This is a genomic window from Pseudonocardia parietis (assembly GCF_017876315.1).
Taxonomy (GTDB): Bacteria; Actinomycetota; Actinomycetes; order Mycobacteriales; family Pseudonocardiaceae; genus Pseudonocardia; species Pseudonocardia parietis.
Map to the genome: position 1 here is coordinate 3372568 of NZ_JAGINU010000001.1, position 21196 is coordinate 3393763.

At 70.2% G+C, this 21196-nt stretch carries 17 protein-coding genes; 6 read left to right on the forward strand and 11 right to left on the reverse strand.

The annotated features are described in order from the left end of the window. Window positions 1-35 precede the first annotated feature (35 nt). Window positions 36-1238: a PucR family transcriptional regulator gene (locus JOF36_RS16005; RefSeq protein WP_210027664.1), complete on the forward strand. Its 1203-nt coding sequence runs from the start codon at window positions 36-38 to the stop codon at window positions 1236-1238. Window positions 1239-1349: 111 nt separating this feature from the next. On the opposite strand, the gene JOF36_RS16010 is transcribed toward JOF36_RS16005, so the two are convergent. From JOF36_RS16010 to JOF36_RS16025, 4 genes are all read right to left on the reverse strand, one after another. Then, window positions 1350-3347, reverse strand: a complete 1998-nt coding sequence (locus tag JOF36_RS16010) for a S9 family peptidase (protein WP_210027665.1) — start codon at window positions 3345-3347, stop codon at window positions 1350-1352. A 90-nt stretch (window positions 3348-3437) separates the two neighbouring features. Further along, the gene (locus tag JOF36_RS16015) at window positions 3438-4223 is read right to left on the reverse strand and encodes an alpha/beta fold hydrolase (protein ID WP_210027666.1); all 786 of its coding nucleotides are present in this window, start codon (window positions 4221-4223) and stop codon (window positions 3438-3440) included. Window positions 4224-4238: 15 nt separating this feature from the next. After that, on the reverse strand, window positions 4239-6296 hold the full coding sequence (locus tag JOF36_RS40905; RefSeq protein WP_210027667.1) for a prolyl oligopeptidase family serine peptidase: 2058 nt from the start codon (window positions 6294-6296) through the stop codon (window positions 4239-4241). A gap of 796 nt (window positions 6297-7092) precedes the next feature. Next, window positions 7093-8391, reverse strand: coding sequence for an NAD(P)/FAD-dependent oxidoreductase (locus tag JOF36_RS16025; RefSeq protein WP_210027668.1), 1299 nt, complete (start codon window positions 8389-8391; stop codon window positions 7093-7095). 332 nt (window positions 8392-8723) lie between these two features. Between JOF36_RS16025 and JOF36_RS16030 the strand changes: the two genes are divergently transcribed. Next, window positions 8724-8978 carry a hypothetical protein gene (locus tag JOF36_RS16030; protein WP_210027669.1) on the forward strand — a complete coding sequence of 85 codons (255 nt, stop codon included), beginning with the start codon at window positions 8724-8726 and terminating at the stop codon, window positions 8976-8978. Continuing rightward, window positions 8975-9463, forward strand: coding sequence for a cytochrome P450 (locus JOF36_RS16035; RefSeq protein ID WP_210027670.1), 489 nt, complete (start codon window positions 8975-8977; stop codon window positions 9461-9463). The genes JOF36_RS16030 and JOF36_RS16035 overlap by 4 nt, the downstream gene beginning before the upstream one ends. 401 nt (window positions 9464-9864) lie before the next feature. Here the strand turns inward: JOF36_RS16035 and JOF36_RS16040 are convergent, their stop codons facing one another. Both JOF36_RS16040 and JOF36_RS16045 read right to left on the reverse strand, forming a co-directional pair. Beyond that, window positions 9865-10086: a hypothetical protein gene (locus JOF36_RS16040; RefSeq protein ID WP_210027671.1), complete on the reverse strand. Its 222-nt coding sequence runs from the start codon at window positions 10084-10086 to the stop codon at window positions 9865-9867. A 375-nt stretch (window positions 10087-10461) separates the two neighbouring features. Beyond that, the gene (locus JOF36_RS16045; protein ID WP_210027672.1) at window positions 10462-12162 is read right to left on the reverse strand and encodes a phytoene desaturase family protein; all 1701 of its coding nucleotides are present in this window, start codon (window positions 12160-12162) and stop codon (window positions 10462-10464) included. An 81-nt stretch (window positions 12163-12243) separates the two neighbouring features. Here JOF36_RS16045 and JOF36_RS16050 point away from each other — a divergent pair, with 81 nt between their 5' ends. Next, complete coding sequence (locus JOF36_RS16050; protein ID WP_210027673.1) at window positions 12244-12906, forward strand: helix-turn-helix domain-containing protein; 663 nt, start codon at window positions 12244-12246, stop codon at window positions 12904-12906. A gap of 282 nt (window positions 12907-13188) precedes the next feature. Here the strand turns inward: JOF36_RS16050 and JOF36_RS40910 are convergent, their stop codons facing one another. The 5 genes from JOF36_RS40910 to JOF36_RS16075 form a co-directional block, all read right to left on the reverse strand. Next, a complete protein-coding gene (locus JOF36_RS40910) occupies window positions 13189-13434 on the reverse strand; it encodes an abortive infection family protein (protein WP_307862404.1) in 246 nt (81 codons plus the stop codon). Window positions 13435-13563: 129 nt separating this feature from the next. After that, window positions 13564-13887 carry a DMT family transporter gene (locus JOF36_RS16060; RefSeq protein WP_210027674.1) on the reverse strand — a complete coding sequence of 108 codons (324 nt, stop codon included), beginning with the start codon at window positions 13885-13887 and terminating at the stop codon, window positions 13564-13566. Between the two features lie 3 nt (window positions 13888-13890). After that, on the reverse strand, window positions 13891-14826 hold the full coding sequence (locus tag JOF36_RS39070) for an alpha/beta hydrolase family protein (protein WP_210027675.1): 936 nt from the start codon (window positions 14824-14826) through the stop codon (window positions 13891-13893). Window positions 14827-14866: 40 nt separating this feature from the next. After that, on the reverse strand, window positions 14867-17152 hold the full coding sequence (locus tag JOF36_RS16070; protein WP_210027677.1) for a S9 family peptidase: 2286 nt from the start codon (window positions 17150-17152) through the stop codon (window positions 14867-14869). Between the two features lie 62 nt (window positions 17153-17214). Beyond that, the gene (locus JOF36_RS16075; protein WP_210027678.1) at window positions 17215-18504 is read right to left on the reverse strand and encodes an MFS transporter; all 1290 of its coding nucleotides are present in this window, start codon (window positions 18502-18504) and stop codon (window positions 17215-17217) included. A gap of 1875 nt (window positions 18505-20379) precedes the next feature. On the opposite strand from JOF36_RS16075, the gene JOF36_RS16080 reads away from it, so the two are divergent. Beyond that, window positions 20380-20955 (forward strand): alpha/beta hydrolase family protein, encoded by a 576-nt coding sequence (locus JOF36_RS16080; RefSeq protein WP_307862406.1) that lies wholly within the window; start codon window positions 20380-20382, stop codon window positions 20953-20955. Next, window positions 20937-21056: a prolyl oligopeptidase family serine peptidase gene (locus JOF36_RS40165; protein WP_307862407.1), complete on the forward strand. Its 120-nt coding sequence runs from the start codon at window positions 20937-20939 to the stop codon at window positions 21054-21056. Before JOF36_RS16080 ends, JOF36_RS40165 begins: the two co-directional genes overlap by 19 nt. Window positions 21057-21196: the final 140 nt, after the last annotated feature.

Genomic DNA, 21196 nt, shown 5'->3' on the forward strand with positions numbered 1-21196 from the left:
GATGATCGTGCCGACGTGGATGGAGGATCGTGCAAATGGCGGACGACGCCCTGCAGGAGATCGTCGACGAGCTGGCCGAGCGGCTGCAGAGATCGGTCGCGATCGACGATCCGGCGATCCGCCTGCTGGCCGCCAGCCGCCATTTCGGGGACGAGGACCCGGTACGGGTGACGTCGGTCCTCAACCGGTCGGTGAGCTCCGACCTCACCGAGGAGGTACTCGGTCACGGCATCGCGACATGGACGCAGCCAGGAAGCGTGGTCCTGCCCTCCGAGAACACGCTGCCCAGGCTGTGCGCTCCGGTGCGCTGCAGCGGACTGCTGCTGGGCTACCTGTGGCTGATCGACACCGACGACACGCTCGACCTAGAGAAAATCGCGCTGACCGAGGCCGCCGCCGCCAGGGCCGGGGTCGTGCTCTACCGGCGACTGATCCTGCACGAGCGCTCCAAGGCGCGCCACGAGGCAATCCTGCGCGAGCTGGTCTCGTCCGACCACGCCGCTCGCGTCCAGGCCGCCGAGGATCTGCGTGCGGAGAACCTGTTCCCCGCACGGCCCACGTCGTTCGTCGTCGTCGGGGCCCAGGTCGACGGCGGCGACGACGCGGCGGCCGTCGCGCTCGAATCCGCCGTCGAGGAGGGGCTACGCGCCGGCGACGACGTCCACCTCACCGTGGCGAACCGTTCGAGGGCCTGGATCCTCTACGCCGCGCCCCCTGCAGAGGTACCGGTCGACGCCGTCAGCAACCGGATCCTCGCCCGGTTCCGGTCGCTGGCCGGTGACGTGCCACAGGTGGTGATCGGAGTCGGCTCCACGGCCGAGGACCTCGAGTCCGTAGTGGACTCCCATCGCCACGCGTTCCTGGCTGCCCGTGCCGCCCTGCTTGTGCCCGCGATCGGCACCGTGGCCCGGTGGGGCGAGCTGGGCCCCTACGAGGTACTGCTCAAGCTCCCGGTCGACGACCTGCTGCACGCATCACAGGTCCCCGCCCTAGCGGAACTGGAACGGAACGATCCGCACGGCGTGCTGATCGACACGCTCGAGGCCTACTTCGACCACGCGGGCGACGTCCGGAGTACCGCCGATCTACTGTGCGTCCACCGCGCGACGCTCTACCACCGACTCAAGCGCATCGAGACCCACACCGGCTGCCGGCTGAACCGCGGAGACGACTGGCTGACGCTCCACCTCGGACTCAAGCTGCGCACACTCGCTGCGGCCTACCGGCGCCGGGCCTGAGCGCCCGGCGCCAGCCAGCATATCCAGGCTACAAGGATCTGCGCGGCGAGCCGGCAGTTCACGCCATGGGCCGGTCATCGCGCTGTGACCGGCCGCCGGTAATCCACTCGATCAAGAGCGCCGCGCCGGCATGTACCGCCCGAACCAGTCGAGCGTGCGGGTGAGGAAGTCGATCAGAGCGGGGTAGGCGCGTACGCCGTGACCCTCCTCCGGGTAGATGACCAGCGCGGAGTCGACGCCGTGGGCGCGAAGGGCGTGGTGGAACTCCCGCGCCTGTCCCGGGGGTGTGCACCGGTCCAGTGCGCCGGCGACGTTGAGGCATGGGGTGCGAACGTTGCCGGCCTGCAGCGCGGGGCTGCGGGTCTGCGCCTGGGTTCCGGGCGACACGAGGTCTCCGCCGAGCAACGACAGTCCCCACTCACTGATGTTGCTGGTCAGGGACTGGCTGTACCAGTCGGTGACCGGCGAGACCGGTACCGCGGCGGCGAAGCGCCGGTCCTGCGTGACCAGCCATGACGACATGAAGCCGCCGTAGCTGCCGCCGATCAGTCCGACCCGGTCGGGGTCGACGACACCCTGGGCGACGAGCGCGTCGATCCCGGCGAGGTAGTCGTGGGTGTCTGCACCGCCCATGTCGCCGACGACACGGCCGGCGAACTCCTGGCCGCGCCCGCCGCTGCCGCGCGGGTTGGGGTTGAGCACCGCGTAACCGCGCGAGACCAGCAGCGGCACCCACGCGTGGACCATCGACCAGGTGTTGCGGAACGCCCAGACCGGGCCGCCGTGGATGTTGACGACGAGCGGGAACGATCCGTCCCCCGATGGGGTGCACAGCACGCCGTCGATCTCGAGTCCGTCCGGCGCCGACCAGGTCACCGACCGCGCGGTGCCGGCCACGGAGGACAGGAAGTCGGTTCCGGGATGGGCGACCGAGGCCAGCACCCGATGCTCCTCACCGGCGGTGAGCACCACCTGGTGCGGCAGCTCGTAGGAGTCCTCGATCACCACGACGCGCCCGTCCGCGGTGAAGGTCGCGTAGGGGTATCGCGGCCCGCCGCAGGAGTGGGTCCAGTCGAGGACCTCCCGTACCCGGCCGGTGGCGACGTCGACGATGCCGGCCACGGAGTTCAGGCGCCGCTGGCCGACGTAGCCGAGTCTGCCCTCGTCGATCCACTGCAGGCAGGTGACATCGGTGCCGGCGGTCTCGACGGCAGTCCGTTCACCGGAGCCGAGGTCGATGAGCGTGATGTCGCCGGCCACGATCCCGCGGTCGCTGCAGACCGCTTGGACGACGGCGACGTACCTCCCGTCCGGCGACCCGGCGGGCAGGCCGAGCTGGACCTCGCTGCGCAGGAGCTCACGATCGCCCTCGTCGCCGATGCCGCCGCCCACGGCCAGGAGCCGCAGGGCGGCGCCGTACCACAGGTCCTCGCTCGGGCCGTCGGAGGCGACGACCACCACCCGGTCCGGTCCGCACCACTCGGCCTCCCAGCAGTTCGTTCCCTGCGGGGAGAGTCGGGTCAGCTCGCCGGTCCCGACCGTGTACGCCCACAGGCTGCGCCACGCGTCGTCGTCCTCGCCGGTCTCGACCAGAGGCTGCCAGCTCTCCGGTGCGGTCGCCGCCGCCGCCCCGACCGTGCCCGAGCCCTGTGCGCCCGCGAGGTCGGCGCCGAGGCCGGCGACACCGAGAAGTACGCGCCGGCCGTCGGGAGACCAGTGCGCGTACTCGACGGTCCCGAGTACTTCGGGGGCGGCGACGGCCTCACCGAACCGTTCCTCGAGCAGGTAGAGCTGGAACACCCCACTCGTCTGCCGGTCGGACAGGAAGGCCAGGACCGAACCGTCGGGGGAGAACCGGGCGCCGTGCGCCGACGATCCGGGCAGTGACGAGACCGGTTGCAGCTCGCCGTCCACTGCTGTGTACACCGCCGTCCGCGGGAGCCCCTGGAGCGCATCGAGGACCGTGCCGGTGACCACCACCCGCGCGCCGTCGCTCGTCGCGTGCGGTCCGCTCAGCGCGTGCGGGCGGCCGAAGCCAGGCTCGTGGAGCTTGCGCAGGTACTCGGTGACAGCGATGTACTCCGGCGTGTCGCGCAGATCCGCGTTCATGGGCTCTCCTTCGGTGTGGCTCGGCACGGCTGACTCCGACATCGGTTCGAGCGGTGCCCTCCCGGTCGTCATGTGGCGCAGCGGCGGTGGTCAAGACGCCGTTCGCTCACCGACCACTGCTCGGTCCATCCAGTCGCGTAGCAGCGGGACGACGACGTCGGGTTCGACGCCCCCCAGGTGGTCCAGCCCGTCGAGGAGGTGAACCTCCCACCCCAGGTCCTCGAGCTCGGGACGGGTATCGGTGACGATGCCACCGATACGGACGACGACGTCCCCGGCGACGATGACGTCGTCGGTTCCTGCGAAACACAGGCGCGGAAGCTTGAGCTGCTTGTTGGCGTCCCGGTCGTCGAAGTCCTGCAGTGCCTCGTAGTAGATGGCGGACTGGCGCATTTTCTCGATCATGGTGGTCTTCTCGACGGAGATGCCGAGATCGTCGAGATGGCTGGGTTGAGCGCTGCCGAGGGTGATTTGCAGCATCTCGTGGTAGGGGCCGTCGAGAGGCGGGAAGCCGGTCATCGCGAGGCCGGTGAGCCGATCGGTCCGCAGGGCCAGCTGGAGTCCGATCACTCCACCCCAGGAGTAGCCCCACCAGGTGAAGTCGTCCAGGCCGGCCGCGTCTGCGACGGCCAGCAGGTCGCTGGTGACGTTCTCCGGTGTCATGGTCTGGAACGGGTGGGCACCCGGATAGGAGAGCAGAACGATCCGGTGCCTGTCGGTCAGTCCTTCCCGCAGCCCCGTGCACAGGCGCCGCATCAGGTCGGCTGCGGGTGCGTCCACGGGGAGGTTGGGGTCGGCGTAACAGACGAGGGCGGGTCCCTCGCCGTGTACCTCGAAGTAGATGTCATCGCCGTTGTGGGCGCGAGCAGTGGGCATGGGTGAAGTCCTCTCTCAGTGGGGCGGTTCGATCCCGAGCTGTCGGCATACGAAGGCGAGCCACTCGGCCGCCTGCTCCAGGGCGACGTCGGCGGCGGTCGCCCAGCCGTGTCCGACGTTCTCCCAGACGTGGAGCAGGATCGGAGCCTCGCCCTGTTGGGTGTCCTGGAGCGCGGCGGCGAACTTGCGGGCGTGCCACGGGGAGCAGCGCGGGTCGGTGTCGCCTGCGTCGAGGTACACCGCCGGGTACGTCTGCTTCTCGACCAGCTGGTAGGGCGAGAAGGTCAGCATCCGCCGCACGTCGGCGGGATCGTCGATGTCGGCGAGTTCGACGGCCACGGCGTAGCGGCCGTACGGCTCGCGGCACGCTCCGACGAGGTCGATCAGGGGAGCTCTCGGGACCACAGCCGCCCACAGGTCGGGGCGTTGGGTGATCGCGACGCCGGCCATCAGACCTCCGTTGGAGCCGCCGGTGACGCCCAGTTGCCCGGGACTCGTGCGGCCCTTGTCGAGGAGGTCCTCGGCGACCGCGTAGAGGTCGTCGTAACAGTTCTGCTTCGTCTGCTTCCGGCCGCCCAGCCACCACGAGTGGCCGAACTCCGAACCTCCACGGAGATGGGTGTGGACGAAGACGCCCCCCGCGGCGACCAGGGCCGCCTGCCCACCGGGGTACTGCGGGACCCACGGGGCGTTGTAGCCGCCGTAGGCGTAGAGCAGCGAGGGTTGCGGAGCAGTCGGATCGACGTCGCGACGGCGGACCAGGTGGTAGGGGACTTGGGTTCCGTCCCTGCTGGTCGCCCAGTGGTCCTCGACGACGGCATCGGCCACGATCACCGCGGGTGCCTGCAGCTCCTCCACCTCGGTCGCACCGGGCCGGTGCCTGTAGGTGCCCCACGACGACGTGAGGGTGGAGAAGGGGAACCAGAACTCCCCGGGGTGTCCGCGGGGCACCAGGTTCGGATACGGGTAGCCGTGCTCGCCGATCGCGCCGCGGCCGGGCAGCGGTACCTCGCCGAGGTGCGTCCCGGACCGGTCGTAGATCTGGACCCGCGCGTAGGTGTCGACGAACTCGGAGACGTAGAGCAGCTCACCCACCACGGTCAGGGTGCGGAGTACCGCCTCGGACTCCGGCACCAGGGTGGCCCAGTCGGCCGGATCTGGCCGGTCCACGTCGATCGCCACCAGCCGTCCGCGGTCGGCATCCAGATCCGTGACGGCGATGAAACGGTCGCCGACGAGTCGTCCGGCGACCGTGGCGTCCGTGTCGGCCACGAACGGGCGCCAGGTCGCGTTCCCGGCGGCGTCCAGGTCCGCGATCGCCACGGGGCACGGGGTCAGCAGGCGCTCGATCGCCACGGCCCGGGTTCCGGACGCGTCGGGCAGGACCATCCGGTACTCGCTCGCGGCAGCGAGCCACGGGACCTCCTGCCGGGTCGTCGTGGCGTCGATCAGCCGATGGAACCAGACCTGGTAGGACGCGTCGTTCGGGTCACCCTGGAGTGCGGTGAAGAAGAACCCGCTGGAGTCCGGGAGCCAGTGCACACCGCCGCTCCAGGCGTCCATCAGCCGTTGGCGTGGCGGGTTGTCGAGCCACGCCCGGGTGTGCAGGTCGAACAGGTGGATGCCGTTCTGCTCGCTGCCGTCGTCGCACAGTCCCACCGCGAGGATCCGGCCGTCGGGCGAGGGCGCGAACCAGGACAGGAACGGTGCCGTCCCCTCGCCGTCCGGCTCCGGGGAGTACACCGTGTCACCGTCGCCGTAGGGCTCGTCGGCGGCGACGACTCCGGCCTGCGGGTCTCCCTCGGCCGTCACCGACCGGAACCACCGGCCGCCCGCGAAGGTCGGCGCCGATCCGAAGCGCTGGGCCGTGTGACCCTCGACGAGCTCGCGGAGAGCGTCGAAGCCCGGCCACGACCGGACCGTTTCCGACGCCAGCTTCGCCTGCTCGCCCTGCCACTGCCTGACATCGTCAGCCTTGGCGTCCTCCAGCCACCGATACGGGTCGAGGCTACGGACGCCGGCGAGCTCGTCGACATCCTCGCCCTTGCGGGTCGGGGGGTACTCAATGGTCACGGGCTCTTCTCCCTGGTTGGCGGATCCGGTGCGGGCCGCACGTCAGCGTTCGTCCTTGACGATTCGTCCGTTCTGACGCCGAGCGGGCTCCGGTCGGGGTCGAAGGTGCTCGGGTCGTCGAGCGGATTGCCTCCTGAAGAAGGTTTGATGTGCACGTTTGCCGGGTTCGACCGTGCCGACCTCGTCGTCGATGCGGAGCACACGCGGGGTGTTGTCACTGGTCGCCGAGACGGGGGCGGTATCGGGTCCTCGATCCGGGAGCGCGAGGCGAGGTCGTGCCCATTGTCGATCTCCCGGATGCGTCCGTTGCTGACCGGTTCCGAGCGACCGGACAGCGGATCCGGCCCCCGTGCCGTCGACAGGTACGACGCCTGCGATCACACCGGCTTCGTCCTTTCTTCCCGGAGATGTCGGTAGTGGCAGTTTCGTGGTTTCGATTCCGGTCGACCACCGACATGCGTGGCGGTTTCGGCCCGGGCATTGCAGGAGATCGAACGGGACACGATGTATGTGCTCTGATGGCTCGTTTACGGGTACGGGCGCCCGCTGGTCGGGCCCGGCCAGGCCGGCGACGCCCCGATATTTCTCACCTGATGAGCCATCTGCGCGTCGAGCGGGTCGTGCGGACAAGGCCGACTCTGCACGCGCGATTCGGGCCCACCTGCGTGACCGCCACATCGTCGCCGTCATCCCGGAACCGTGCGACCAGCAAGAACATCGGAAACTCGTCCCTGACCTTGCGGCGGGATCGCCCTCAAAGCGGTCGTCACCTGGCTATCCGCATGAGGAGTCATCCCTAGCCCATCACCGTTCCGGAGGACGCCCCGGTGCCGACCTTGCGGCGTCGGGAGAACGCGCCCAGGTCGATCGTCCGACCGGTGTACTCCCCCAGGAACTGCACGGGATCGGCGTCGTGGTCGCGTCCACCCTCGACCTGCTCGATGATCGTGGCCAGGAACTTGCCGGCCAGCGGCGCGTTCTTGAACTGGTTGCCGCTCGTGCCGATCGCGACGTAGAAACCGTCCAGCTCGGTGCGGTCGTAGATCGGGGACCAGTCGTCGGCGACGTCGTAGACGCCCACCACACCGCGGGGTCGGCTCGGGACGGCCAGCTCGGTCAGCCGCCTCGCCGCCCGCGTCACCTGCGCGTCGAACACCGCCGCCGTGGCACGGGGGTGCGCCTCGTCGGGATCGTCGAGCCAGTCCAGGGGGTCGCACTCGGGTTCGGTGCCCCCGATCAACAGGTTACCTCCGACCTCGCCCCGCATGTACGTGCCGAGGTCCATGTCGGCGACGCTGATGCCGGGTGAACCGGCCGGGGCGAACCCGGCCGGCGCGGTGGCGTGCGCAACCTCCTGCCGCAACGGGCGCACGCCGATCGTGAAGTCCGACCCGACACCGGCGAGCCCGTTGAGCGCTCCCGACCACGGCCCGGCCGCGTTGACCACGGTGCGGCACGGGACGGTGCTGCCGTCGTCGAGCCGGACTCCGGTCACCCGCCCGCCTTCGGTGTCGAGCCCGACCACGGCGGTGCGGAGCCGGAACTGCGCGCCGTGGTGAGCCGCTACCGTCGCCAGGTTCTGGGCGGCGAGCTGCGGATCGCCGACGTAGCCCGCGTCGGGCGTGTACACCGCACCGAGTTCGCCGTTCGGCGCGTCCCAGAACCGCTCGTCGTCGATCCGCTTGGGCGGCCAGTAGCGGCCGGCGTCGATGCCCGGGATCCGGCGGCGCAGCGTGTCGCTGTCCCACTCCTCGTAGGGCACGCCGACGTCGTCGAACAGGTGCACGTACCCGGCCCTGGGCGCGAGCTCCACGTCGAGCATCGCGAGCCCGCAACGCACGAACCGGACCGGCTCGCCGACATCGCAGCCGAGGTGATCGCCCCAGTGCTGCCAGCAGTGCTGTGACTCCCACGCCGTGGCGACGCCGGCACGGGTGGAGAAGTTGAACCGCACCACCGCACTCGACGAGCTCGTCGAGCCGTGCCCGACACCGCCCGCCTTGTCGACGACGAGCACCTTTCGGCCCGAACGCGCGAGTTCGAGCGCGATCGACGCTCCGATCACACCGGCTCCGACGACGACATCCACGTTCATGCGCCCAGTCTGGCCAGCTCACCCTGCCCGTACATCCGCCCGACGCCGAACACCGAAACCGTTCGATACGACAGATGTCGTGTGCTGCCGAGCCTGCGCCGCTTCCCGGACCGCGACGCCGCGCAGGCAACGAGGCCGGCGGATGTCGCGCTGTGGTGCCCGCCGCGCGGACCCACTGCCCAGGGTTTATGCGACGGCTGTCGCCGACACGAGGCCTACGTAGCGACGCAATGTCTCGGACGGTGAGTCACGCGCACCGGATTCTCAGGCTCGTCGCGCTACAGCTGCCCCTCGCGGTGCTCACCGAGCTCGTCGGGTTCTCCCCACACATCGTGGAGCAGTTCCGCGAGGTTACTGAGCAGATGTGGTCGGGCCTCACTGCCGAGGGTGAAGCCGTCGACTTCGCCGGCACGTTCGGGCAGCTCTCCGAGCTCATGGCAGCCGAGCTCGCCGCGCACCGCAAGCACGGCGCCGACGATTTCGTGACGACGCTGCTCAGCGCGAAGGTCGACGGCCGCGAACTCGACAGGACGAGCGCACCAGCATCCTCGTCACCTTCGCGGTGGCGGGTCACGAGACGATCATGAACTCGGCGAGCACACTGGTGCACCTGCTGCTCGAGAACCCGGAGCGCCAGGATCGGATCGACCGCAATCCGGGCTTGGCGCCACGCTATGTGGAGGAGCTGCTTCGTCACCGCAGCCCGACGCAGAACTTCGCCCGCCGCGCGACATGCCCGACCGCGATCGCGGGGGCAGCCGGTCGACGAGGGCGACGCCGTGCTGCTGTCGATCGCCGCGGCCAACCGCGACCCGGCGCGGTTCGCCGACCCGGAGCGCTTCGATATCACCGCGCCACGCGCGGCCACCTCGGGTTCGGTTTCGGGGTCCACCAGTGCCTCGGCGCCGCACTGGCCCGCGCCGAGCTCTCGATCCTGCTCGCCGCTCACCCACCCCTGCACGCCGCCGGGGAGATTCGCTGGAGCGGGTTGCAGGGCGGCAATCACCTCGAGCCGAGCGAGCTGCACCGACTGGCCGTCGCGGCCCGTCACGCGCTTGGACGTCTCGCATGAGGAGGGATGTCTGACTGCGGGTTTGCCTCAGTTTGAGTGGCAAGAAGCGGCCAACAACGAGCGGGTGTCGTTGCCACTCGAACTGAGGCACTCGCAGGTCAGAGCAATAGCGATGCCTCATGATCAACGGAGCAGGACAGTCATGCCCAGAACAACTGGTGTTGCAGGGCCCCTCGAGTGGGCGCTCGGTCCATTCGCCGGGGGTTTGCCGTGCGCATCCATCCTCCGGGACACGCGTCGAGCACGGTGCGTGTCCGACCGGTCGGGGCGGGTGGGTCGGCGAGCTCAGGCTCGACCGGTGGGGCGGGCTCGGCGGGGACGAGCTCGGCGTGCACGTCCGCGGCGTCCCATGGCGTGCGCGACCAGGACGCCGAGGATGACGCCGCCGACGATCAGCCGGCTCACTGTGCACCGCCGAGCAGGCGCCGCCACGGCAACAACTCCGCCCGGTGGGGGTGGGCATCGGCCGGTTCAGACCCCGATGCGCTGCCACCAGGGCAGCCGGTGCCACGCGCGGTAGAACCCGTCGTGATGGTGACCGTGTCGTCGTGATCGCCTGCGTCGTCGAGGCTGAGGTTCTGCTCGCGCAGCGTGGCGATCCGCTGGCGCTCGAGCAGCGACAAGTAGCGATTCGCCCGCTCGGTCTCGACCAGCGCCAGCGGCGCCAGCCCGCCGCGCTCGGCGCGCCACCGTAACCGGTCTTACGGCCGACCCCGACCATCCTCGCCGCCTCGACCACTCCGACGCCGGAGAGCACGAGATCCCAGTAGCGAGCTTCGACGTCCAGTTGGCGCTTGCGTTCCTCGACGAGCCATCAAATACCCCGATGATCTTGCAGGTGGGTGTTGCGACAAGGTCTAGAACCCGAGCGGCGCTGACGGGCGCAGACCGAACTCCCGCCCGGCCAGGTCCCAGTGATGTGCTGGTCAGGGCGTTGCCGAGGAGCAGCGGACCGGCCGGTGCGGCCTGGCGGCGCGCTCGACCCTGGTACCGCGGCTCTACCTCCCTGGTCTGTCGGGCAGCGCTGCCACCGCTCGCGACGTGGAGTCGATGAGCGCCTTGGCGACCGCCCGACCGGATACTCCGTTGATTCCGGGGCCGGGCCACGTTGCGGCGCCGATCAGCCACACGCCCGGCACGGCGGTCCGGTAGCCGCCTGCGTGTGCGGGGATCGGACGCTGGGTGAGGGTCTGGGCGAGCGAGTTGTGGCCCGCGCAGCTGTCGCCGGGGCCGGCGTTCGGGCTGGCCTCGGCCAGGTCGGCGGGCGACACCAGGTGCCGTTCCCGTACGAGGCCGGTGAGCCCGGGGGCGTGCAGCTCGGCTTCGGCGAGCACGCGGTCGGCGAAGGCTTCGGTGGTCGCGGTGTCCCATCCGCCGGCGCCGTACCTCGTCCCGGCCGCGTCTGCGCGGGGGGTGTGTGGGACGTCGAGCACCTGCAGTCGAAGGATGGCCTGTCCGTCAGGAGCCCGGGTCGGGTCGACGGCGGTCGGTTCGTGCCACGCCATCGACGGGTGCTCCGGCAGCAGGCCGTCGTCGGCCTGGCGTATGGAGGTCACCAGGGCGTCCAGGCCACGGCTCACGTTGATCGCGCCGCCTGCGTCGAGACGGGTGTCCCGAAAGTGCGGCCGCGCCGACAACGCGAGGTTCATCTGGAAGCAGCCCCGCCTGAACTGGTAGGCGGCCGCCTGTTCCCTTACCCCGGACGAGACTCCCGGCACCTCACGCAACAGCCGCCCGTACAGCTGGTCCGGAGTGGCAGAGACGATCACCGCTTCGCCCGCCTCCACGGTCTGGCCGTCGGTGGTGCGCACACCGACGGCGCCTCCGTCATGCACCACGATCTCATCGACGCTCACACCACAGACCACATCGCCGCCGCGTTCGGTCACGAGGCCGACCAGCGCGTCTGCGAGGCGGCCGCTACCGCCGACCGGAACCGGGATGCCATTACCGAGCGCCGCCAGGGCGAACACCACCCACATGGCGCTGGCCGGGTCCTCGGGCCCGGAGCCTAGATGCATCGGCCACGGCGCCGCGAGCGATCGCAGTTCCTCGGTCGCGAATCGCCGGCGAACGAGATCGGCGGCGTTCCCCGCAATCAGCTGGCTGAACGGCAGCGCGCCGTCACGGCTTCCCTGGACGAGGCCGGCGAGCGACGCCCTGGCCTCGAAGCTGTCAAGGCCTGTGCCGGTCAGCTCGAACAGCGTCGGCAGATACCGGCCGATGTTCTCGAAGAGGCGGTTCCACCTGCTGCTCTCGCCAAGCCGCTCGAGCTCGGCTGCGAACGCCCGCGGATCGACGGGGGCGATGGCCGAGCGGCCGTCGGGCAGCGATGAACCGGTGGCCAGTGGGGCGGTGACGTACTCGAGCCCGTGGCGGCTCAGGTCCGGCCCCAACTCCGCCCAGGCCGGGCCGCCGACGAAGGCCGGGTGCATCGAGGAATAGCGGTCGTAGTGGAAACCGGGGATGCCGAGCTCCACCGTCTGCATCCAGCCGCCGGGCTGCGGCATCTGCTCGAGCAGAACGACGCTGCGCCCGGCGTCGAGCAGGTAGGCGGCGGCGACCAGGGCGTTGTGGCCGGCGCCGACGAGAATGACGTCGGCGCGCTGTGGAAGATCGTTCACGGTTGCCATCGTAGGAACGAAATCGAGGAGACCGTGCGGATCCGACCGCTGAGCGGTCAGCGTCGCCCAGATCATGCTGGGAACCACCGTTCAGAGCGGTCATCTGCACTCTCCGGAGGTGCCGATCCGGCCGTATCCCGGTGGCACACTGCTGTCATGGCCGTGATCGACCCTCGCTACGAGGCAGATGGCCCACGTGCAGTCGTCCGGAGCGCCTTCGGCTTGTTGGGGGCGCTGCGGGCGCTGGGCTCCGCCCGGGTCAGCGAGCTGGAGCGCGCCAGCGGGCTGCCACGAACCACCGTGCATCGACTGCTCAACCAGCTCCAGGAGGTCGGCGCCGTCGAGCGGTCTTCGGGACGCTGGCGCCTCGGTCCGACGCTCGTCGAGCTCGGCGCCGGAGTGCCCGCTGAGCCACGGCTACGGTCGGTCGCCCGTCGCCCGCTCCTGGATCTCGCCAACGAGACCGGCGGGCTCGTCACACTCAGCGTGGAGATGGCCGGACAGGCCCTCGTCATCGAGGTCCTGCCGGGGACCCGCCGCCTCGCGAAGGAACCCGACGCCGGGTCGCCGCTCGCTCCGAAGACCGCCGCGCTGCGCGCGCATGAACAGGCGCGCCGCGGGGACATGCGGCCGGTCATCGAGGCCGGGACCGTCGATCCCAGGATCAGCTGCGTCGCCGCTCCGCTCCGGCTCTCTCCGGTCGATGTGGGCGTCGTCGGGGTAATGGTCCCAGGCAACACAGGGGTCCGGGCGACAGCGGCGGCCGCCACCCGCCACGCCGCCGGCCGTATCGCATCGCAGCTGTCGCTGCTGCCCTGAGCCGTCCCCGCCCGCCGAACCGGCGTGCGGGTTGTTCCCGCACCGGGCTCTCCACGTGTCCCGATGGGCTAACTGACGAGTTCGGAGACCTGTCCGACGAAACCAACATCGTCGTGACCTCTGCGGCGGAAGCGAGCTCCCGCGCGGTCATCCACGAGCCGTCCGACCAGGGGTGTCGGTAAGGAATGTGTCACCGGCCGCCACTCGCGGAGCTCGGTGATGAGTGTTGCTCGTCGTCGGGAGGTGCCTCTCTTACGACGCCGTGTTCGCGGTGCGCGAGCGCTAGGGTGCGTTGGTGTCGGCGAGGGTGTTGAGAATCAACTGACACCAGGTCACGGCTGCGTTGACCGCGAGCTGTGCGTGGCGTGAGTGGAGGCCGACGCGGGCCCTGCCTGCGCCGTGGCCGGTGGCGTAGCCACGGTTGCGCAGCTCGCCCAGCCGACGACCCGGTTGGCGAACGCGTCGCGCACGCTGGCCAGCCACAGCACGCCCACCCTCGATGACCAGGGACGACAGACCCGAGAACACCAGCTTCAGAAGTTGATCAGCCTCGCACGAGGCTCACACTGGCACGGCTCGTCATGGTCGACCGCAACTGACACGCACCGTCACCACCGAATGTGGGGCAGAGCCGTTGATCGGACAGTCCCTCCAGGCTCAGTGTGCGGCCCCGAGTTCCAGGGCGAGGACTCCGGCGATGACGAGGGCGATCCCGCCGAACTGGATCGGGGTCAGGGTGTCGCCGAGGAACACTGCGCCGATGATCGCGACCAGCGCCACCCCGGCCGCGGCCCAGATCCCGTAGGCGAGCCCTACCGGTACACCGGCTTTCAGTACCTGCGAGAGCAGGCCGAACGCCCCCAGGTAGCCGATCACCACCAGGGTGGACGGGACGAGCCGGGTGAAGCCGTCGGACAGGCGCAGGTTGATGGTCGCGAGCACTTCGAGCGCGATCGCGCCGGCTAGGAGCAGGTAAGGCATGGCTCAGTTCCCCTCGGTGATGCGCCCGTCGAGATGGCGGGCCAGGAACCGCACGAGGGTCTGGTAGAGCTCGATGTTGCTGTCGGGGTTGACGAACCAATGCCCTTCGCGCTCGTTGAGCAGGTACTCGACTTCGGCGCCGCGGGCACGCAGTGCCTCGACGACCCGGTCGGAGTTGCTGCGGTGGACCCGCAGGTCGTTCGCCCCGTGCACGAGCAGTACCGGGGCGGTGATGTCGTTGACCCGTGTGATCGGGGACCGGGCGCGCATGTCGGCTTCCTGCTCCGGGTCGTCCGGGTCGCCCATGTAGCGCACGTAGTTGTTCACGAGCGAGCGCCGGGCGAAGGGGACGACTCGTCTACTGAGATCGACGAGGTCGGACATGCCGGTGTAGCTGATCGCTGCGGCGAACCTGCCCGGGGTGAACGCGGCGCCGACAAGTGCGGCGTAGCCACCGTAGGAGCTGCCGTAGATCGCGACCCGGGCCGGGTCGGTGTGGCCCTGGGTGATGGCCCAGTCCAGGGCGTCGATGACGTCGTCGTGCATGCGTCCGGCGAACTGGCCGATCGCGGCCTGGGTGTGGGCCTTGCCGCGGAGGTGACCCGCCGGGCGGCCGGGTCGTCCGCCGCGGCGGTCTGCGGCCAGTCGCCGTCGAGGTCGCGGACGAACACGTTGAGCCGGTTGCGCCATGGGGCGAGGTAGGCGACCTTGAGGCTGTCTGGGGAGATGCGGGCGTCGATGCGGGCGGGCGGGCCGAAGAAGTCCTCGACGCTGATCAGCTCTCGTGCGGTCGTCATGTGTGGCCTTTCGTGCCATTCTGCGGATAGTCGAATCGGTTGATCGGTGTCGCCGGCCGAGTCGTGGTCGGGGTGTGCGTCGAGCGCTGTGCGGATCGGGTGGGGTCGCTGTGCCGTTTCTCGACGCGCGGCGGGGAGCCATCGCTCCCCGGCGATGGCCTCGCCGTCGCTCTGGTGCCGGTTCAGCCGGACGGGTGGACGGCCCAGTCGGGCATCGGGGGGAATGGCGCGAGGCGGTAGGCCGGAGGTTCGGTGCCGCGCAGGTGACGAGCGAGGTAGTCCCAGGTGCGCCGTGTGACGTAGTGGAAGCGGCCGTGGAAGTTGTGCTCGACGCCGGGGATGACGAGCATGTCGACGTCGGCGTCGGCCTCGATGAGCGCGTCGACCAGACGCATGCTCTGGTGGGGCAGGACGTTGTCGTCGAGCTCGCCGTCGATGAGCAGGAGCTTGCCGCGCAGGTTGCCGGCGTGCACTGTGTTGATCAACGCTCCACGGTTCTCTGCGGTGATCTGCCCGTGGTGCTGTTCGACCCAGAACGGCAGGTAGGTCGAGAAGTCGTGTGCGCCGGCCTGGGCGACGCCCACCGAGTAGAAATCCGGGTGGGTGAGCAGGGCCCGGGCGGTGAAGAACCCGCCGCCGGAGTGGCCGGTGATGCCGACCCGGTTGGTATCGAGCCAGGTGTGGCGTCGGCCGAGTTCGCGGATGGCGGCGACGTGGTCGTCGAGCGCCGCTGACATCCCCAGATCACCATAGGAGTGATCGAAGAACGCCTTGCTACGCACCGGGGTACCCCGGCCGTCGAGGGCGACGACCGCGAAGCCGAGCGCGGCCAATGCTTCGGCCTCCCCGGTGAACAGGTCCCCGAACGCCGGTGACGCCCGGTGGATGTTGGGCCCGGGGTAGGTGTGGTCGACCACGGGATAGCGCCGGGCCGGGTCGAAGCCGTGCGGGCGCCACAACAGACCGTAAATCGCGGTGCGCCCGTCGGCGGCGGTCGTTCGGAACCGCTCGGGCGAGCTCCAGCCGGCCGCCTCCAGCGCCGTCGTGTCCGGAGCTTCGAGCTCGACCAGCACCTGGCCGTCGTCGCCGAGAATCCGCGTGCGGGGTGGGAGCGCGACGGTCGATGCGCGGTCGACGACGTAGTCGCCACCTCGAGGTGGGGCGACGGCGTCGTGGTCGAGATCGTCGTCGGTGATCCGCACGAAGCCACCGCCGTCGAGGTCGACCCGGCAAATCTGGCGGACATAGGGATCGTTGTTCAGCCCGCACGCGAGAAGCCACACCTGGCGGCGGTGCTCGTCGACCCGCAGGACTCGGCGGACCAGCCACTGCCCCGCGGTGAGCTGCCGGAGCTGTTCGCCGTCGGCCGAGTAGAGGTACAGGTGGCCCCAGCCGTCGCGTTGGGACCACCACAGGATCTCGCCCGAGTCCAGAACGCGCATCAGTGGTGGGACGTGCAGGTACGGCGAGGGATCCACCCGGGTCTGGCCGGTCTCGGTGATCAGCGTCGTCATCGCACCGGTGCCGGGGTCGAGGCGGCGCAGCTCGAGAGCGCGGCCGTCTCGGGACTGGTGCAGGACGTGCACCGCTTCGCCGTTCTCCCCGGTCCACCACCGCCGGTCGAGGGCGTAGGGGGCCGTCAGCACCTCTGGTCCGCCCGCGACTGTGATGTTCTGCCCGGTGCGGACGTCGAGAACGTGCCACGTCATCGTTGCCTGGGTCTCGTCACCGGGCATCGGGTAACGGATGTGGTGCGCCACGGGCCGGCCGCCGCCCTTCGGGGCGGCCTCCACCAGGACCTGCTCGGGCAGCTCGCGCTGGTCGATCCGGTGGGTGATCAGCCGGGTGGAGTCCGGCGACCACGCCGCCACGAGCAGCGACTCGACTCCCAGCAGGGGCAGCTTCACCTTGGTCGCCGCCTCGAGCACCCCGCCGTAGTCCCAGCCGGGCTCGGCGTCGTCGGTGAGCGCGTACTCCTGCTTCCCGTCCCGGCTGCGGACCCACACGTTGCCGTCGCGCCGGAACGCCACCCACGACCGGTCCGGAGACTCGATCTCCCCGGGGCCCGGTGGGGGACCGTCCTCGACCGTGAGGCACTGCCCGGTCTCATCGGACCACTCCCACCGTGTGTCGAACGCCGAGAAGCGGATCGTGTCCGGGCTCCGGTCGGGAACCTCGAAGTCCACCGAGCCCGGGGGTAGGTCGTCGGCCTCCACCGCCCGCCCGGACGCCTGAGACAGTTCCGCGGCGAGCCGCTCGTGGTCGAACGCGTCGCGCCGGAGACCGGATGCCGGTTCGACCAGGATGTGGCGAGCTCCGGACCGGTACCAGAACCGCGCTCCGTCGCCGGACCACTGCGGTACCACCGTGGCGGTCGGGATCAACCGATCGCGGTACGGCGCGAGCATCCGCTCGGCACGGGCGTAGTCGGTGTCGGTGAGGGGAACGTACTCAGACGAGTGATTCATGGGTTACTTTTCAGTAGGAGTAGGCGGTGGCAGGGTGAAACCGGGCGAGCGTGGGCGCCCGGTCATGGCGCTTGCGCCGGAGGGCGGATCGGTATGTCTCGATCAGTGGCAGACACCTCTCCGAGGGCGCGGAACGCTGGGGCGATCAGGGCGAGCAGCGCGGTGAGCACGGCGGCGCCGGCGAGCAGTGCGCCCGCGGTGCCGAGCCCGGCGGCAGAGGCGACCGCCGCAACCGGTGCGGTGGTCAGCGCCGGCGCAGCGAGCAGCAGGGTGTTCTGCGCGCCGAGCACCCGTCCGCGCATGGCATCCGGCGTCACCTCGATGATCAGCACGCCAAGGACGGCGGACACCGGCGCGTTGGTCAGCCCGACCAGCGCGGCCGCGGCCAGCACCACCCACGGGGCGGCGAGGCTGCCGAGCAGCGCGAACCCGGCCCCGAACCCGGCCATGCCGATGACGAACCAGGTCCGCCGCGACACCCGCCTGATCAGTGCTGCGTAGAGCGCGGATCCGGCGATGCTGCCCGCGGCGAGCGCGCTCAGCGTCAGACCGGTCAGCGCGGGCAGCCCGGCGGCGGTGAAGTACGCGGGCATCAGGGTGGTCTGCACAGCGGCGATGATGGCGACGAGCACCGCCGACACCAGCGTCGCACCGAGCACGAGCCGCGAGCGCGCGAGAAACAACCACGACACCACCAGGTCGCCGACGGCACGGCGGACCGCTCCCCCAACCGGTCCGGGCCCGCGCACCTCGATCGCACCGGCCCGCGGATCGATCGCCAGGGTGGTGAGCGCGGCGAGCAGGCTCGTCGCCGCCGTCACCAACAGCACCGACGACGCCGGGCCGAGCAGCGCGACCAGCAGGCCACCGACGCCGGGACCGGCGAGCACCAGCACGTTGCCGACGTTCTCCCGGGCCGCGACCAGCCGGTCGAGGCGGCCGGGGCGCGGGTCGCCGAGCCGGGCCAGGACCGGCAGCAGGGCCTCCTGCGCGGTCATGCCGGGCAGCCGGGTGACCGCGCCGAGCACGCCCAGGACCAGGAACCACGTCATGTCCAGGCCCCACAGGGCGTCGACCAGTGGGAGCGTCGCCGTCGACGCCGCGCCGAGCACCCCGCAGACCGCGGCGACCGCGCGCCGGTCGACCCGGTCGACCAGCAATCCCGACACCAACCCGGTCGCGACCGACGCCGCCGCGCTCACGGTGGCGAGCAGCCCGGCGGCCAGCACGTCGCCGGTGCGCGCCAGGACCAGCAAGGGCAGGACCGCCGCGGCGATCCCGGAGCCGAGCAGGGACAGCCCGTAGGAGACGAACCACAGCACCGGGCTCGCCCGCAGAGGTGTGCGGGTCATCGGGCCAGCCGCTTCGTGCTCGTGCGGAGCCCGCCCTCATCGGTGTGTGTCGCTTCCTCGCGCAGTCGCTGCCCGGTCATGGTCACGCCGTCCTCGATCAATGATGTGTGCTGTCCTGAGGAGACGCTGTGCCGTTGCGGCAGAGTCAAGCCATGGAGCCGGATCGTGTGATCCACCTCCGCACTGTGTTGACCATCCCGCGACGGCACGGTGTACGTGGCATCGGGGACCGCTGGTGGGTTCCCCAGCCCGGATCTGCGACGGGTGTGGCCGAGTCATCGGGTCGGCATCAGCCCGTTCTGCAGGCCCAGGCAGGGATCCCCACCCGGTTGCGCAGGCCGAGGCGGTCCCGGCTGCGGCCGAGATGGGGCTGCACGGTGCTGACGGCCAGGTCGGTGGAGGGCCTCGCCGGCATCGAAGCCGAGCGGCGCATGCAGTGGCGCCCACCGGAGTGGTGTGTGACCCGGAACAGGATGACACGGCCCGACCGCGTTCGTCCGCCTTCGGATGAGGTGGTCATGCCCTCGCCGGGCGGGCAGGTCTCCGGGATGGCGGCACCGTGCCATCCCGTCGACCTCCCGGAGGGCGTACCGCACGGACGCCCGTACGGTCGGTCTGGCGACAGATCGACGGGATGGCACTCGAAGACGCAGAGGGTCGGGCTCGCCCCCGGGCATCAACGCCAGAAGCCGACGATGGACCGTCGCCCGTGGGATACGCGGCAGCGAGTCCGTGCAGCGCCCGAGGGGTAACGGCGAACATCGCGCATTCCCGGAAGTAGTGGATCTTGTCTCCGCGGGTTGTGGGTTCGATTCCCACGGGGCCCACGTATTCCCAGGTCGCGAAGCTGTTCGTCGTCGCCGCCAAGGTCGGCCCCCGGCGTACCCCCGGCTTGGATGACTACTCCAGCGTGACGATGAGCCGCTCGTCCTCCATCGGGGCTTGCACCGCTGGGAAGCCGAGCGCGACCATCTTGACGGCCACGGCCAGGACCCCCTCATGCGAGTCGTCACGACGACTAGACCGTCGACACCTGGAGCCCCGGCGCCGGCTGGCAGCGCACCGTCGACCGGGCCCCCGTGTCTGGGTTCAGATGATGTGGGACTCGCCTCGGGCATGGGCTTGGGGCCCGAATGTCGTTCACGACAACTGCCGTCTTGACCTCGTCGCCCCGCTCGACGACCGCATCGGGACAGATCACCAGGCCACCTGGCAGCGAATGACCCCAGCCCGGCTGAGCGGAGCGCAATCCCATGAGCGATCCGATGCCCGTCGTACTCGAAGCGGGTCTACAGGACGCCGAGATCACCGTACGAGTCCGCGAGGATCACGACGAACTGCTCGACGATCTCCAGGTCGAGCAGCTCCGCGGGTCACGCGTCATGGAGTTCTCGGCCGCGTCGACGCTCGAGGTGCTCTCAACGAGCCTCCAGACCTACGGCCCAATCGGCGGCGCGGTCGTCGGCGGAGCCATCGGAGTCCGTTCGATACCGAAGGCAGCGTGGGAGGCGTTCGGCTGGCCACTCGCTGCGACAGTTCGCGTTGACCTTCCGCGGCAGAGTCGTACTGGAGGCAATCGTCACCTGGCTACGCGCGTCGGGAGACGCTCCCCAGAGGGGGCCGATCGTCGGCTGGATGTGCTTCTCGATCTTGCTGACATGCCCGGCGTGGGTCTTGCGCTCGACGTAGATGACGTCGAGCCAGCGGTACGCTCCGCCGACGGCCGGGGTCGCACAGACTCCTACCGCGAGACCTTGCGCGTACGACGGCGTCAGCGATCCCCGGCCGGTGCACTCGACCGCCTCTCCCCGGAGGGCCTGAACTGCTGGGAGGCCGGCTGGTGCGGGCCCGAGCACGTCGCGGCCATCGCTGGTCGTGAACATCCACGGAGGCCCGAGCTGGGCGTTCCGCGACCGGTGGTCGATGAAGCACCAGTGGATTCCCCTGCTCGTCTCCCGCGGGTACGCGGTGCTCAACCCCAACCCTCGCGGAAGCAGCGGACGCGGCCAAGATTTCGCGAGCCTGGTGGTGGGGGACATGGGCGGTGCCGACACCGACGACTACCTGTCCGGTATCGATGCGCTCGTCGAGCGCGACGTCGTCGACCCCGACCGGGTCGGCCTGATCGGCGGGAGCTACGGCGGCTTCATGTCGCCGTGGCTGGTGACCCAGGACCGGCGGTTCGCCGCCTCGGTGCCGATCTCCCCGGTCACCGACTGGTACAGCCAGAGCTTCACGAGCAATATCGGCGCCTGGGGCAACCGGTTCCTCGACGGCGATCCGGAGCGGCACGGCACCCGCGTCCTTACCCGCAGTCCTGTCCTGCACGCCAGCAAGGTCCGCACCCCGTGCCTGAACGTCGCCGGAGCGCTGGACAACTGCCCACCACCCGGGCAGGACAGGAGTTCCACCAGGCCCTCCGGGTACGCGGCGTGCCCTCGACACTGGTGATCTACCCGCAGGAGGGCCACGGGGTGCGGGCCTATCGGGCGCAGATCGACTTCCTGGCCCGGATGCTGGACTGGTTCGAGCGCTACATGCCGGCGGGGTAGGCCGGCTCGGCCTTGTCGGCCACACGGCACGAATGCCCTCGCTGAGGATGTCGGCCATGACGGAGTGGTGGCCCTTGCCCGGGAAGATCCGGGTGACGACCGTCAAGGACGGGTACTGGCGGACGAGCAGGGTTTCGGCC

Coding starts and splice junctions, on each gene's coding strand:
- JOF36_RS16005 (WP_210027664.1), top strand. CDS start 36: ATGGCGGACGACGCCCTGCAGGAGATCGTCGACGAGCTGGCCGAGCGG.
- JOF36_RS16010 (WP_210027665.1), bottom strand. CDS start 3,347: ATGAACGCGGATCTGCGCGACACGCCGGAGTACATCGCTGTCACCGAG.
- JOF36_RS16015 (WP_210027666.1), bottom strand. CDS start 4,223: ATGCCCACTGCTCGCGCCCACAACGGCGATGACATCTACTTCGAGGTA.
- JOF36_RS16025 (WP_210027668.1), bottom strand. CDS start 8,391: ATGAACGTGGATGTCGTCGTCGGAGCCGGTGTGATCGGAGCGTCGATC.
- JOF36_RS16035 (WP_210027670.1), top strand. CDS start 8,975: ATGAACTCGGCGAGCACACTGGTGCACCTGCTGCTCGAGAACCCGGAG.
- JOF36_RS16045 (WP_210027672.1), bottom strand. CDS start 12,162: ATGATCTGGGCGACGCTGACCGCTCAGCGGTCGGATCCGCACGGTCTC.
- JOF36_RS16050 (WP_210027673.1), top strand. CDS start 12,244: ATGGCCGTGATCGACCCTCGCTACGAGGCAGATGGCCCACGTGCAGTC.
- JOF36_RS16060 (WP_210027674.1), bottom strand. CDS start 13,887: ATGCCTTACCTGCTCCTAGCCGGCGCGATCGCGCTCGAAGTGCTCGCG.
- JOF36_RS39070 (WP_210027675.1), bottom strand. CDS start 14,826: ATGGCTCCCCGCCGCGCGTCGAGAAACGGCACAGCGACCCCACCCGAT.
- JOF36_RS16070 (WP_210027677.1), bottom strand. CDS start 17,152: ATGAATCACTCGTCTGAGTACGTTCCCCTCACCGACACCGACTACGCC.
- JOF36_RS16075 (WP_210027678.1), bottom strand. CDS start 18,504: ATGACCCGCACACCTCTGCGGGCGAGCCCGGTGCTGTGGTTCGTCTCC.